This is a genomic window from bacterium, from assembly GCA_016708315.1.
Classification (GTDB): Bacteria; Zixibacteria; MSB-5A5; order CAIYYT01; family CAIYYT01; genus JADJGC01.
On record JADJGC010000003.1, the window covers coordinates 200,971 to 215,778 of the forward strand.

Below are 14,808 nucleotides of genomic sequence, written 5' to 3' on the forward strand. Positions count from 1 at the left end.
CTACAACACGATACGAAAAGTTGTCGGCTCACCCTCGAGTAACTCCATTGTGCCGCCATGGTCAGAAACGATGCGGCGGCATATTGCCAGACCCAGTCCAGTTCCGTCCGAACGGGTCGTAAAGTACGGTTGAAAGATCCGGTTGCGATCCTCGGGTGGGATCGGGGCACCGGAATTTTGAACGTCGATCAGCACACTTCCATTCAGGACTTTGTGTGCCTTAATTCTTATATCGCCATCGCCGTCGATAGCCTGCAGCGCATTCTGAATGAGATTGACGAAAACCTTCTTGATTTCGTTCTTGTCGATCTCCACTGCCAGGTCTGGCTCGATGTCGATACTAATGGCGACGCCACGTTTGTCGGCTTCTAATCTCGCCAATGAGACAACTTCGTTCAAGTATAACTTTAACTCAACTAAAACTTTGGCAAGATTACCGCCGCGGGCGAGGGCAAGGAAGTCCTTGATGATAGCGTTCAGGCGTTCGATTTCATCCCTGATAGTCTGAAGAAATACGCGGTATTCTTCAACGTTTTCGGACGGGGCAAACTCAAGTTGAAGCCGCTGAGAAGCAATCGCAATCGAGTTGAGAGGATTGCGGATTTCGTGCGCTACACCAGCGGCAAGGGTGCCCAATTCGGACAGGCGTTCGGCGGCGCGGGCGTTTTCTTCGAGTCGTTTCATCTCGGTGAGGTCATATACAAGGGAAACGCCGCCGTTGAGTGACCCATTTCGGTCGTAGAGCGGTGAGGAAGATACAAGTAGATTCAGGCGCCTACTTTCTGATTGCGTAAAGACAGTCTCGCTCCGGAATACTTTTGCCGGTTCGGTGCGGGTGTGTTTGAGCGAGATGACGTCATCGCTGAAAATCTCGTCGTATGGTTTTCCCAGGACAGACCGGGCGGAACGGGCGAAAATGCGTTCGGCGAGCGGATTGAAAATGATCAAACGACCTGATTTATCGGTGGCGACGACGGCAGCTTCGAGCGATTGAACGATTTCATCGGTCATCGACTTAAGTTGTTCGAGGCTGCCTTCGGTGACTTGGAGCTTCTTGATTGACGTAGTCGCATAGGCGCCGACGATTCCGAGTGCAAAAAGCACAAGCGATAATATGCCGAGTTGCTTGAGCGAATCGATGTATAGCTGATGATAGACTTCTAATGACATTCCGATGCGAAAGAGCCCGGAAGGCATAACATCACTCTTGAATGAGCGGACGACTTCCAGGACTTGCTCATCTTCGAATTCATAAAGCCGGTTGACGGATTGTTCATGTTCGAGAGCGCCAACGAGAAATGGGTCGTTTTGAATGGCAATCATCGGCGCGATAGATCGAGATGCAAGTACGATTCCTGAGTCGGTCTGAAGTACGGCATAACTAATCGCGTCTTGGCCGCCCAATTGGCGAATGACAAAACCGATGCCAAGGGACTCTTGAAAGTCAGTCAACTTGCGAACCGGGGCTTGGAGCACTAGCGCTCCGCCTTTGGTTGCAACAGCGAGATAGGCGAGGTTGTCTTGGGGTAACGCCGACGGAAGCGGCACCGAAATGGCGATGGGTGTTCTCTTGGACAAAACTGAATCAAGAACAGCCATACGTTCCGGTTCATACTCAAGTTGCTTCCCGATACTCTCGCTCCAGGAGGATGCGATGACAGTCGAGTCAGCTGTTACAAGGTCAATTCGGGAGAGTTGGTATCGTCGTTCCCAAAGCTCGAGCGTGTCATCGAGATGGGGATTGCTGTCGAGGAGGCGACCGAGGAGATTGCCAATCTCGACCAAACGCTGTGCGCTTGATTCTTCGACAATCGCTGAAGCGGCAAGGTTGTTTCCGGCGGAGGTGACAAGCGCTTGCATCATTGATTCGCCATTTTGCGCGATCAATTGCAGCATGTTGTCGCGGCTCGATTGGATGCCTGAATAAGCGAGAATCAGAATGATTACACCGACCAAGATTGTCAATGCAAGGACAACGCGACGCCGCATCATAGCCTAATCCGCTCTAACTTTTCGTTTGTCTTCACTATGCGAATATGATACTTTCCAACAGTTCAACCAAGAGATTATGCGAGTCGGATTTTTACAATACAATGTCGTTTTTGGCGACCCGGAGATCAATCGCAGCCGCGTTACGGAGCTGATCCGAGACGCTGAGTTTGATTTGTTGGTGCTGCCAGAGCTGTGTTTTTCCGGTTATTTCATGCCTTCCCGGAAGGCAGCTTTCGACCTGGCAGAAGAATTTCAAAAGGGGCAGAGTTTCGATTTCATTCGTTCGTTGGCCAGCCGACACAACGGGGCAATCGTCTTCGGATTTCCGGAGTTGGGCGCCGACAAAGTTTATAATTCGGCGGCGATGGTATTGCCGGACGGGGCTTGTCATCTCTATCGGAAAACGCATTTGTTCAATCTGGAGAAGAACTGGTTTGACTCCGGAGACACGGGTTTTTCGATACTGGAATTTCGCGGTGCTCGAATAGGAATGATGATCTGCTTCGATTGGAGATTTCCGGAGTCGGCGCGGACGTTGATGCTAAAAGGAGCGGACATAATTTGTCATCCATCGAACCTGGTATTGCCACATTGTCAGGATGCGATGGTGACCAGATGTTTGGAGAATGGGGTGTTTGCCATTACCTGTAATCGCTGGGGAGTCGATAAGCAGGGCGAAGAAGAGATTGGATTCACCGGTCGCAGCCAGATAACTTCGACAAAGGGCGAGGTGCTCGCACGTGCCGGGATTCAGGAGGATGTCTTAACGATAGTTGAGATTGATCCGCAAAGGGCAAGAGATAAGTCAGTAAACTCGTTGAACGACATGGTTTCCGACCGAAAAGACGAGTATTACTTCAAGTAGTTTCCGCCACTCAGGCGATTGAGCCTTTCGATACAAGCCAAAACTCTTTAACTGCTTACTAAAACGGGCTAAAGAACATAACTCGACTTCCGATAACTTAAAGGAACCGTTTTCAAATTGGAAGTGCGGATATGGGTTTAAGAAAAGCAAAAATTCTTGTCGTGGATGATGAACCCGAGATCACCGATATTCTCGAGGCGTTTCTGACCAATGCGGGTCACACCGTAGTGGCTGAAAACTCGGCGATTATGGGGCTCGAACGGGCGAAGACATTCAAGCCGGATATGATATTCCTCGACATAATGATGCCGCAGATGGATGGATATGAAATCTGCAACGAACTGAAAAAAGATCCGCAGACCGAGAATATCCCAGTGATTTTCCTGACCGGAAAAGACACTTCGGATGATCAGGGACGCGGTTTCAAGGCAGGCGGTGACATGTTCATCAAAAAGCCGTTTGTCTGCGAGCGACTGCTTGAAATAGTCAATGTTGTGCTCCTTAGTTTTGCTAAGGTATAGTAGATATACCTTTAGGGTTGCTGTAAGGATGGCTGTGGTGGCAGCCATCCTTTTTTTTGGAAGATTTATTGTGCGCCGCACAAAGTTGCAACGTATAAACATCTGAGAATGAAGACGATTAAACGATATCCCAACCGGCTATTGTACGACACGGTTTTGAGCCGATTTATCAGCGGGCCGAATCTGCGCGAGTACATCCATCGAAATGAGAGTTTTCGAATAGTCGACAGTAAGTCGGGGGAAGACATGACGGTGCCGGTATTGGGGCAGTTGTTTATCGAGGAGTTGTCATCTAGTAACAACAAGCATTCAATTATAGAGACGTTGCGGGGCTTTATCGCCCTGAGAGGAGAGATGAACATGGATATTCTGAAAAAGACGGTGCTGGCTTCCATTGGCGTGTTTGAAATCACGAAAAGCAAGGCTGAGGAGATCGTTGATACGCTGATCAAGGAAGGTGAAATCGCTAAGACGAAACGATCGGAAGCGATCCTGGAGTTGCTGGATAAGGCGGAGAATTCAACAAGGGATCTTAAAGAGAGAATCTCAAAGGATGTCGAGGTGACGATTGAAAATCTCAAAGTCGCCCGAAAGAAGGACCTTGAAGAGCTGAATCGCAAAGTAGATGACTTGGCGGAGCAAGTTCGGAAGATCGTAGACAAGTTGGGTTAGTGGGGCTGTTTCCGGTACTCGGCACCCTAATGAGAGTTGGTTGTCGACGACGCATCGGGAATTGTGGTTCAATATTGTCCTTATATTGAATAAATAGTGGCTAAAAATGCGGGTTGGGGCTATATTGGGTAAGTGAGTTGAGGTGGATTTGAAGTTGCAGGACTTCTCTGGGAGGTGGTTGTTTCGATGCGATTCTCGTTTACTTACGTAGTCTGCTTTTGCGTTCTATCTGTTTGGATTTCAACAGTCAGCTCTGTGAACCTAAGTTCAAGGGGAGTAGTGTCTACGAGCGACACTGGTCCCTGGCGTGTTATAGTCAAATTTCGTGAATCTGGAACCAAGTCCAAGGGGGGATATTCGACGGCTCTTGAAGCTGAATTCGCAGATTTAGTGGCGAAGACGGCACCGGTATCAGTCCGTCCGTTTTCCGAGAAGCGGATAAACAGTTTGGAAAATGCCGCATTCGGCGGAGTCCGCGTAGTTGAGTACTCCACAAAGCAGCAAGCTGATGAGTTTGTTGCTGCGACTTTCCATTCAGACTTATTCGAGTATGTTGAGTTGGATCATCGGTTGGAGTTGTTTGAGACTCCTAATGATGAACTATTCCACTATCAGTGGAATCTGGAAAACGTCGGTCAACGCTACTTCTCTGTCTTACGCATCGAAGGGGACAATAACGATTTGCTCATCATGCAAAGGGGATCGGCAGGTGCAGATATTAGGTTCCCGGAGGCACCGGACGTGACAGACAGCAATCACATAATAGTTGCGATCATTGATACGGGAGTTGATCGAGATCATCCGGAACTCGGAGGCCGTATTTGGACGAACACCGATGAGGTGTCGGGCAATGGCTTCGATGATGATCACAATGGATATGTGGATGATATCTGGGGATGGGATTTTTCGGCAAATGAATCTTCGATACCGATTTTTTCCGACAACGACCCAAGCGATACTTATGGACATGGAACGCATTGCGCAGGAATTGTAGCTGCGACGGCAGATAACTCGATGGGGATTGCGGGAATTGCGAACAATGCCGATGTGATGGCGCTGAAGATATATCCCACGATGTCCGTATCATTGGCTGCACAAGCCATTATCTATGCGGCAGACAACGGTGCAGACGTCATCAATATGTCGTGGGGGATGGTGTTTGAGTCATTGCTGTTGCGTGATGCGCTTCTCTATGCGCGCGAAAAGGGAGTTGTCTTGTGTGCGGCAACGGGTAATTCCGGCGCCGAGGATGTGATATTCCCGGCGGCTTACGAATTTGTTATCGGTGTCGGAGCCACCACGAGTAAGGATTATGTAGCAGAATTTTCAACTTACGGACCGCAAGTGGATATTAGCGCACCGGGTGAGTCCGTTTTGTCATTACGCGCCAGGAACACCGATCTCTACGGTGACTCGCCTTCAAATGAACCATCCGTCCATGTAATAGACGAATTGTACTACGAAGCTTCCGGTACCAGCATGGCCTGCCCACATGTTGCGGCAACAATTGCAGAAATGCGCGCCAAGTCGCCGGGCCTCAAGATTGACCTGATTGAGGAGATTGTCTATTCCACGAGCGAGGATTTGTTGGACCCGCGACATAAGGGGGAAAGCTATCCGGGATGGGACAAGTACAGCGGCCACGGGCGGTTGAACTTGGCGCACGCCCTCGTGAATACTCCGGCATCTCAGGCGAGAATCGAGTACCCACGGGAAGGCGCCATTATTGACGGCAATATTGAGATCACCGGCGATGCGATTGCACCCGGCGGAGTTGAGTATTCAGTTGAGTATCGCAGAGATGGTGAATCAGAATGGGTGCCAATCAGGAATGGGCAAGCGAACATCTCAAATGGTGTATTAGCTGAACTTGAGATGTCAGAGACATCAGGACTGATCGAATTGCGGCTTATAGTCGGCGAAGAAAATGAAGCGCGTCGAACTGTGCTGCTGGTGCCGTCTGCGATAGTTGAGCTAAACTTTCCGGAGGGACCAGTGGTATCTTCGGGCGGCATGGAACTCGGACTAAATTCAATTTGTCCGAATTTTGAAAGGACTGTCGTAGATTTTCGACCGGCAGGGGAGATCAGCAATTGGACGACTATTACTGAGTTGACATTTCCGACTTTCGGCGATCTAAGTGTTTTCTGGAGCCAAGTCGGACTCCCAGATGGCGACTACTTTGTTCGAGCAAGAGTGTTCAGCAGCGCTGGACTTGAGGGGGAATTCGAAGACAGAGTTGAGATAGCATCACGATTCTCCGGAGAAAAGGGTTGGCGACGCCAACTCGGCGCAAACGCCACGATTATGGCGAACTATGGCGACTTCAATGGAGATGGGCGAAACGAGATAGTTGTCGGTACCGATGCCGGGCTGATGGTCTTCGATCCCGAAGGAAGACGCGATTTCGCAGCCCTGCCGGACTTGCCTGAAGGAAAGTGCCTGGTAGTGCCGGCTGTGTGCTCGATAGACGGAGACGGTATTGATGATCTGGTCTTCTTGTCAGAAACGTCAAACAGCATCATTGCTGCGGGCTCAGCAAGTGGTCTCTGGACGGAAGTGATCTATAGTCCGCCTCGGACCCTTCACTATTCAGCATCCAGTGAGTCGTTCTTTCCCATTCTATTTGCCAGAGACCTTGATCGGGATGGTTATGACGAGATAGTCTATAAGCCGGGTGGCAATCCCATAAGCGAAAGTGAGCTGAGAGTATTTAGCCCTGGGGCAACCGGAGAAACGTGTTTCCCTCTCAAGATCAAGGGTGGATTGATTCAAGCGGCAGATTTGGATCGCGATTCGATAGACGAGCTATATGTGCTGGGACTAAACAACTTATTGACTAGATACAATCTGTGCGGCGAACCTCAGAGGACATTCAATTTTGACTTCGGTGACGTCTCGTTTAGGGTCTCAGGAATGGCGGCGGCTGATGCAAATGGTGACGGTCACTATGATCTCGTTGTCATGGGAGCACTGTCCAAGGGGAATCTCAACTATGGCTATTTCGAGATAATATTGGATTCCGATTTTCGAGTTTTGAACAGACTGGCACGTCATCTCGGAATCCCGGGATTTCTTGATCCGCCGATGGCGATATTCGGAGATGTAAATGGTGATGGCGCTCCGGAATCGGTGGTTTCGCTTCACGACGGAAGCTTTGGATACCTCTTTGCGTGGGATGCTGACGGCGAGCCGTTCCTCGACGAGCAACCGATGACAGGACTGTTGGGAGCCGAACTGCATCCAGGGATAACTTCGATGCCATTGTTGATAGACATCGACAACAATCCTGGAGCCGAAGCCGTGGTCGAGGTAGGGCGAGATATGTTTGCAACGTTCCCGGTACAGCGCTTCGATGCTTTTGGAGCCTCAGGAGAGCGAATCGAGGGTTGGCCGTGGTATACATCCGCACATTCGCTGGGGAGGCCGTCAATGGCTAATATCCCGACTTTTGGCGATATAGACGGTGACGGCTACACTGACATGCTTGCGATTACACCTGAGAATGAGTTGATATTCACCTCGCTTGTTGGCGTGTTATGGAGTGAAGAGAATTCGCCATGCCCGATGTGGCGGTACAACCGGAAGTTGGATAATGTTGCGCCCCTTCGCCATGATGTGTCTACTGATGTTGAGGAAGACATTGACCTTCTGCCCCGAGATTTTGTGACCGTGCAGAACTATCCGAATCCGTTCAACGCAGCAACCACTATCGAGTACTCGATTCCGAAATCAGGTGATGTCATCATCAATATCTACAACCTGTCGGGTCAATCGATTTGTAAGATTGTAGCGCCAGCACAGTCCGCCGGGCGGCATCGTATGAATTGGGAGGCGACGGATCGAAACGGCAATGTATTGCCTTCCGGAGTTTACTTCTATCAAGTGGAGAGCAATAACGCCATAGCAACCGGAAAGATGGTGTTGATCAAGTAGATCAGAGATTTGATCGACACTTGCAAATGAAAACAGGGACACGATGGTGTCCCTGTTCAATTTGTGGTCTACGATTTGAATTATTCGCAAGAATCCGGAGCAGGGCCACCGCCAAAGATGTGATTGATCAAGTAGACGGCATCAGAAATTGAGATACTTCCACTACAATCGCTATCACCAGACTCCAAAGGCGAGGGAGCCGCACCAGCTGCAAAAACATAACTAATCAAGAAGACGGGATCTGAAATCGAAAGACCGCCTGAACCATTGGCGTCGCCCGGAATGAAGCTTGGCGGCGCGAATGAATAATTGAGAGCTGCCCAAGTATTGATGATACCCCAACCATAGTTGTTGTTCGGTGTGGCCGCATTGTTTGCAGTTACCATCAAGGCTTCGCGGACCTGCATATTTGTCCAACCCGGGTTGGCTGCCCACACGATTGCTGCGGCGCCGGCGGTTAACGGACAAGAGAATGAAGTGCCGCTTGAGGCGCCATAGGAAGCGTCTCCACCCGAGCTGGCGACTGAGACATTTGATCCCTGGGCACAAACCTCGGGTTTGATTCGTCCGTCGGCGGTCGGTCCACGCGATGAGAAACTAACAATGGTACCACTAGAATTGACTGCGCCCACGGTAATGATGCTATCTGCATCGGCAGGCGCACCAAGTGTCTGAGGCGCCGAGCCGGAGTTTCCGGCAGAATTGACGACGAGGATTCCGTTGGAGGCAGCGATGTCGGCAGCGACCGTCGAAACGCAGAAGTCGCCATTGTAATTCGTAGTCACGTACCAATCGGTATAGCCGAGCGATGAAGTGATGATGTCTGTTCCGATTGAATCGCACCATTCCATGGCAGCTGCCCAATTGTTTTCTTCCACCACAGTTTCGCTGCGAACGTCCTCAGTCTTGCACAAGATGAACTGAGCCAAGTAGGCTGGCCCGTAATGGACTCCAGAGTTAGCGCCGCCACAAGTCGACCATGTACTGGTGCCGTGACTCCAGGCACTGGCATCATCGCCAACTTCGTTGGAGACGTTTCCGTCATTGAAAACGAAATCGTGTTCCGCAATGACGCGGCCATCGATATATGCTTGCGCAAAGGAATTGTGACTCTTGCGGAATCCGGTATCGAATACAGAGATTAGCATTCCTTGTCCGGCGTAGCCTGAATCGTGGCACATCGGAACATTGATTTGCGTCAACTGCCCGAGTGACGAACCATACAAGAGAGAAGTCGGTTGAAGGGACTGCTGGTCACCCTGCGGGATGGCCTTGTCGAATGAGACTTCTTCGACAGGACGCTTAAAAGTTGCGACCGGCTGAACGCGATTGACAAATGACAAATCGGTAATCAAGCCGACGCGATTGATGTCGATTTCGATTGATGCCGAATTGAGCCATTTGGATGTACTCAGAACTTTGGCGCCCATCGATTCAAGCTGATCGACGTAGCGGCCATTAACCGGCAAATCGATGAAGCGAATTTCAGAGACTCCATGTTTTTCACGACGTGCTTTTGCGCGAGGTGTCAAACCGGCTTTTGCAGTCAAAGCGGCTGCCGTGAATTCGGACTTGTTAAAAATACCTTTGTCAGTGAAGAACACCCAAATCTTGACTTTGCCATCGATTTGATTCTTCGCGAGATAGTCGACGGCGCGGTCGGAAATCGGAACTTCACTTTTCGCGGTGAAGTAGCTCGGGTCCTGAAAATCGGGACGCTGTTTTGCGACAGTAATACCGACAATCAAGAGCATTGCAATCAACGCCCCAGTGCCAAAAACTTTCATGCTCACCTCGTGCGTGGTCCTATGTTGAAGTAGACGTTACATATCCAAGATATCAACTAATTTCAATTCTGTCAACAATTTAGTCGGCAACGAGCCGGACACAATCTTTCGAACTTCAGGAAACAAGACGCGATTCAACTGTCTGTAAGTACATCGGCTGATTTGCTGATATTCGTCAGTTTTGTCTGGACGTTTCACGGTTCGCTACGTAATCTAACCAGCTGAATGAACAAGAGTTTCCGGAAATTCGTGGTATATGCGCTTTGCTTCGCAGGTCTTGCAGGTTGTTCGCGCGACAACTCCGAGATAACCCAAAGCGAGTGGGAGAAACTGATAGCGATCAGGGGTGAGGCCCGTGAAGCCTACCGGCGTGAAATCGCGTCGAATTATGTAGATGCGACTAAGACTGATTCACTTGGTGTTCAGCCAGATAGCGGGCAGACGTATGACGATATCTTGGCCGAATTGACGAAGGACGAGAATCTGAAGCTGCTTCAAAAAATAGAAGACAGTTATTCTGCGGATTCCGAAGATGAACGAAAGGTGCGACGGTTGCGCCACTTTCTGTTGAATTCGGTAGTCCAGCAACGAAAAGATGAAGTTGAGCGCTATTTGACGGAGATGCGAAACATCAGCGCTGTCGTCGTTGGAGACAAGAAGTTGGGGCTTGGCGATCTGCAGGAAATTTTGGCGAACGATAGCGACCGTGATCTGAGGCAACGGGCGTATTACGCATGGATCCCCGAACTTGAGAAAGAAAACGCTGTAATTGAGAGCATAGTTGAGATTGAAGACTCTACGGCATTTGACATGGGATATGGAGATTATACTTCGCTTTGCCAGGAGCGTCAAGAACTCGACTACGGAACGCTTGCAGAGCAGGCTCGCAGTACGGTGCGACAGACGGACAGCATTTTCACGACGCTCGCCAAGTTGGCGGTGCCGGAATTGTCGGGATTGAAGTATGAGATGTTGCGGGGGTATGACTTACCGTACTTAGTCGGCACCTCTCCATTTGATGAATATTTTCAGAGCGGCGATCAATTTGAACGGTGCGACCAAGTGTTGAAGCAGTTGGGGTTAGGATTCGATGACACGAATCTACCGACGGTTGCGCGGCAACAGAGTCGAGTGAATACTCGCGCAGCAACTTACGCAGTGAATATTCCCGATGACATTAGAGTCGTTCTGCCGAGCGACTCCGGACTTTGGGCGACATCGGCGCTGTTCCACGAAATCGGCCATACGCTTCATTGGGTAAACACAACGGAGCGTGAATTTGAGTTTACGCAGCTTGGTGGCGGCGCCTTGAAGGAAGCGTATGCGTTTCTTTTCGAAGGACTGCTTGACGAGCCGGAGTTTGTGAGTGCCAACTTCGGAATTCCAGTTGGCGAGGTGAACCAGTATCTGCGACAACGAGCGTTCGTGCAACTGCTTGCAGTGCGATCGTATTGTGGTGACTTTTTGTTTGAGCTTGAGGTGTATGGCGGAGCGACAGATCCGCGACTTGCTTATGAGCAGATCAATAAACCGCTTGGCGCGTTTAGCTGGAACGAAGTCGATCGCGAATTGATGTTTCGACGACTCGATGGGTTTGCTTCAGCGGAATACTTGACGGGTTGGTTTTTGGCGGCGCAGATTCGCGAGTATCTTCGCGACGAGTTTGGCGACCAATGGTACATGTCGGCAGATGCCGGTAGTTTTCTCAAAGGGCTTTGGGCTCACGGAACGCGCAAGTCAGAATTGGAGATTGCGGCGATCATCGGCGACAGCACGATTACTCCCGATGCATTGGTGAGGCACCTCACTGCAATCTCGACGCGATAGACAGTTACCAGAGACTTCTTTCTAATCAGAATCTTCCTAAACAACAGGAATACTTTTCCTCGACGATGCTGTTAGTCATCCGAGTCGCATTTTTCACACGCCCCGGAAATTGTTATCAGCGAGCAAGTTAGCAGCTTGGTTGTCGAGTTGGCATTACTCTTGCAAAGCAGTTTCACGGCAAGAAGGCGCAAGTCGCCATTTGGAGGATTAGTAATGGCCGAAAAAGAAGTCGAACAGCAACCGCAAAGTGAACCGCCGAAAGCGAAGGCGGGCGGAAAATCACCAATGATGCTGATTATCGGCGGCGCGGGTGTATTCGTGTTAGCCGTAGTGATATTCTCACTCCAACTTGGCGTGTTCAGCGATTCAAATGTCAAGCCGGGAGCACTCACCGCTGACAGTCTTGCTCAGGCAGCCGACACCGCACATCACGAAGAGGCCGAAGAAGAGGAAGCGGATCCGTATCAGGCTCTCTTTGAAGGATACGGCGGCGAAGATGAAAGCGGACTAATGAGCGATACCGCAATCGTACGCGACTCCATCGAGAAGAGCGTTTGGTTCATTCAGCAGAAGCAGGATCTCGATCGCCAGATTGCACAAATGGAACTCGAAAAGACGCAACTCAATACTCTGAAGAGCCAGGTAGAAGCCTTAATGGATCGCAAGAAGTCGATGGAAGAAGGCAATATATCGCAAATGGCAAAGCTTTATGAAGGAATGGGCACCGAGGAATTGGTTCCGATTCTTTCTAATCTCACGGACGCACAAGTCAGCGTGCTAATCAGCAAGATGAAAAAAGCGAAAGCCTCGGAGGTTCTCGGCAAGATGGCTCCGGAACGCGCGGCAAGAATTACACAGTACATTATCTCGATGAGCGAATAAGAAACGATGATCCCACTGCTTAACATAATCGCCCCGCAAGCATCTGAAGCCCCGACCCAGGTCGGAGCGGCGACAAACGGCCAACCTTCCGGGGATGGTCTTTTTGCACAGATGTTTGCTGAAGCGATGGGCACAGTGCCACAGCAGACGGCGATTCCGACTATCGGTATCCCGGTCAACGGAGTTGTGGGCACTGGCGTTAGGGAGTTACAGGTTGCAGTAGCGGAACTGTTGCCGATTACCAGTGACAGTGAAGCCGTTGATGACGTTGTCATTCTGCCTCAGACAGAAACTGTTGAAAATCTGCCAATCGCGAAAGATCAAGAGACAATCACAGCATTACCGAGTCAAGATGTCAATGAAGTACTGCCGGTTAGCGAGAATGTTGCTAATGCGGCTGTTGTGATTGCGCCGAATGTACAAACTGGCAATCCAGTGTTCGAACTCACGGCCAAAGCGTTTCCGATCTCAATGGAATCGACATTGGTTGGTCGCATTGAAACTGAGTTAGCAACGCTAACCGACAAGAACTCGAACGGCGTTATGATTAATGCCAACGTCGAAATGAGTGACGACGCGGCCAAAGTGCTTTCAGGCGAAGTCATGAACGAGAAATCGTCAGTCGTTCCTCAGATCGTAGCCGAAGATGCCGTACCGGCGATCAAATCTTCCGTGCAACAGGCATCGAAGAACACAGGCTTGCTCAAGTCAGAATTGAAACGGTCATTCCCGAATTTGAATATCGAGTCGGCATCCGCGAAAGTGAATGTCCAAATCAAGTTAAACAACGCGCAAAGTGAAGTACAAGCTAAGCCGGAAGTTGCGACAATAGCTCAACGTGTCGTTGTGGCTTCGGATCTGCCGATCGCAGCGGCGCCGCGATTTGTGGCGGCAACGGCGATCAGCGGACAAGCCTCGAAACCGGTAAAGCTGGTGCGTGATGCCCATGCGTCGGCGAAGACAGTGACTCCGTCCGACCCGAAGCCGATGCAGGAAACTGAAAACTCCCCCAGTGCCGAACCTCGTTTGGTTGCGCGCAAACCGGTGCAGACGGCATTGAAGCAGCAGGGATTTGACATTGAGAAATTGATCAACGCTGGTGGTAACGCGAAAGAAACGCTGGTGGAAAACCTCGCAATCGACAAAACGGATTTCAAGGTAGCAGTAGACAAGCAAGTAACGCAGGTAACGGATAACAGCTTCGAGCTAAACGGTACAGAGCGATTTAAATTGGATATCAAGCAAAGCCACATCGAAGCACTGCTTAAGAAGGGCGAAATCAAGATTCAGCTTCAGCCGGAACATCTCGGCAATCTGAAGATCCGCTTGATGACAACTCCAACTGAAGTCAATGCGCGCCTTGAGACGTCGAGCGAAGACGCTCGTCGCGCAGTCGAGCATTCACTCCCGCAATTGCGCGAGAGCTTCGAACGTGCCGGTCTTAGATTGAATAGCATTGAAGTCTCAGTAAATGACGATAGCAATTCGCGTCGCCAAAGCGCGTTCCAACAGGAATGGCGCGGTCGAAACAGCGAATCACGCGCGAATGAAGGCAAGTTTAGCGCGGACATTCCGGCGACAGCCGAGATATCACAGAACTTGTACACCGCGTACGGCGGTGCGCTGAACCTGGTGGCATGAGGACAAAATGGAACCACAGTCAATCAGTTCGATGTTAGCTCCGCAGACGACCGAAGCGACCCAGGCGTCGAACGGCGTGCTCGGCAAAGATGATTTTCTGAAAATGTTGACGGCGCAGATGCGGTATCAGAACCCGCTGGAACCGATGAAAGATCAAGAGTTCATCGGACAAATGACGCAGTTTTCTTCGCTGGAGCAGTTACAGAACCTCAACGAGACCATGTCGACGAATGCACAGTGGAATATGCTGCTGTCGCAAACGATCAACAATACGATGGCGACTTCGCTTATCGGAAAGACAGTCACCGCTGATTCCAGCGTAACGGCAGTCGGCAGCGATCACGTATCGCCGATCAGTTTCACAACGACAGACTTCGCCCTTTCGGGTGTTGTCAGCATTTATGACGCTGAGGGCACAGTAGTTCGCACCTTCACAGTGTCGCAGCTGCAGCCTGGCGAACATAGTCTCGCGTGGAACGGCAATGACAATGCCGGTAATGATTTGCCAGCCGGTAACTACGGTTACAAAGTCACATTGAGCGATCCGCAAGGCAAGGCAGTCAGCGCTGCCGGATTCAACAAAGGTCTCGTGACCGGAGTGGACTACATCGACGGTCAAGCTTATCTGTTGGTTGAGGGCGGAATGATCCCACTGGCGAGCGTCAGAACCGTGAGCGGAGGTTGA

General features: G+C 50.4%; 10 protein-coding genes. 8 read left to right on the forward strand and 2 right to left on the reverse strand.

From position 1 onward, the window contains the following. Positions 1-1,992 carry a PAS domain S-box protein gene (locus IPH59_03825; protein MBK7090840.1) on the reverse strand — a complete coding sequence of 664 codons (1,992 nt, stop codon included), beginning with the start codon at positions 1,990-1,992 and terminating at the stop codon, positions 1-3. Positions 1,993-2,068: 76 nt separating this feature from the next. Between IPH59_03825 and IPH59_03830 the strand changes: the two genes are divergently transcribed. The 4 genes from IPH59_03830 (at position 2,069) to IPH59_03845 (ending at position 7,986) form a co-directional block, all read left to right on the forward strand. Beyond that, positions 2,069-2,857 (forward strand): beta-ureidopropionase, encoded by a 789-nt coding sequence (locus IPH59_03830; protein MBK7090841.1) that lies wholly within the window; start codon positions 2,069-2,071, stop codon positions 2,855-2,857. Positions 2,858-2,988: 131 nt separating this feature from the next. Continuing rightward, positions 2,989-3,378, forward strand: coding sequence for a response regulator (locus IPH59_03835; protein ID MBK7090842.1), 390 nt, complete (start codon positions 2,989-2,991; stop codon positions 3,376-3,378). 108 nt (positions 3,379-3,486) lie between these two features. Then, a complete protein-coding gene (locus IPH59_03840; protein ID MBK7090843.1) occupies positions 3,487-4,050 on the forward strand; it encodes a hypothetical protein in 564 nt (187 codons plus the stop codon). A gap of 390 nt (positions 4,051-4,440) precedes the next feature. Then, positions 4,441-7,986 (forward strand): S8 family serine peptidase, encoded by a 3,546-nt coding sequence (locus IPH59_03845; GenBank protein MBK7090844.1) that lies wholly within the window; start codon positions 4,441-4,443, stop codon positions 7,984-7,986. A gap of 80 nt (positions 7,987-8,066) precedes the next feature. On the opposite strand, the gene IPH59_03850 is transcribed toward IPH59_03845, so the two are convergent. Continuing rightward, positions 8,067-9,773 carry a S8 family serine peptidase gene (locus IPH59_03850; GenBank protein MBK7090845.1) on the reverse strand — a complete coding sequence of 569 codons (1,707 nt, stop codon included), beginning with the start codon at positions 9,771-9,773 and terminating at the stop codon, positions 8,067-8,069. 249 nt (positions 9,774-10,022) lie between these two features. On the opposite strand from IPH59_03850, the gene IPH59_03855 reads away from it, so the two are divergent. From IPH59_03855 to IPH59_03870, 4 genes are all read left to right on the forward strand, one after another. Beyond that, positions 10,023-11,600: a hypothetical protein gene (locus tag IPH59_03855; protein ID MBK7090846.1), complete on the forward strand. Its 1,578-nt coding sequence runs from the start codon at positions 10,023-10,025 to the stop codon at positions 11,598-11,600. Between the two features lie 213 nt (positions 11,601-11,813). Next, positions 11,814-12,482: a hypothetical protein gene (locus IPH59_03860; protein ID MBK7090847.1), complete on the forward strand. Its 669-nt coding sequence runs from the start codon at positions 11,814-11,816 to the stop codon at positions 12,480-12,482. Between the two features lie 6 nt (positions 12,483-12,488). Further along, entirely contained in the window at positions 12,489-14,123 is a 1,635-nt protein-coding gene (locus tag IPH59_03865; GenBank protein MBK7090848.1) for a flagellar hook-length control protein FliK, read from the forward strand. A gap of 7 nt (positions 14,124-14,130) precedes the next feature. Beyond that, positions 14,131-14,808: a flagellar hook assembly protein FlgD gene (locus tag IPH59_03870; GenBank protein MBK7090849.1), complete on the forward strand. Its 678-nt coding sequence runs from the start codon at positions 14,131-14,133 to the stop codon at positions 14,806-14,808.

Coding starts and splice junctions, on each gene's coding strand:
- IPH59_03825 (MBK7090840.1), bottom strand. CDS start 1,992: ATGATGCGGCGTCGCGTTGTCCTTGCATTGACAATCTTGGTCGGTGTA.
- IPH59_03830 (MBK7090841.1), top strand. CDS start 2,069: ATGCGAGTCGGATTTTTACAATACAATGTCGTTTTTGGCGACCCGGAG.
- IPH59_03835 (MBK7090842.1), top strand. CDS start 2,989: ATGGGTTTAAGAAAAGCAAAAATTCTTGTCGTGGATGATGAACCCGAG.
- IPH59_03840 (MBK7090843.1), top strand. CDS start 3,487: ATGAAGACGATTAAACGATATCCCAACCGGCTATTGTACGACACGGTT.
- IPH59_03850 (MBK7090845.1), bottom strand. CDS start 9,773: ATGAAAGTTTTTGGCACTGGGGCGTTGATTGCAATGCTCTTGATTGTC.
- IPH59_03860 (MBK7090847.1), top strand. CDS start 11,814: ATGGCCGAAAAAGAAGTCGAACAGCAACCGCAAAGTGAACCGCCGAAA.
- IPH59_03865 (MBK7090848.1), top strand. CDS start 12,489: ATGATCCCACTGCTTAACATAATCGCCCCGCAAGCATCTGAAGCCCCG.
- IPH59_03870 (MBK7090849.1), top strand. CDS start 14,131: ATGGAACCACAGTCAATCAGTTCGATGTTAGCTCCGCAGACGACCGAA.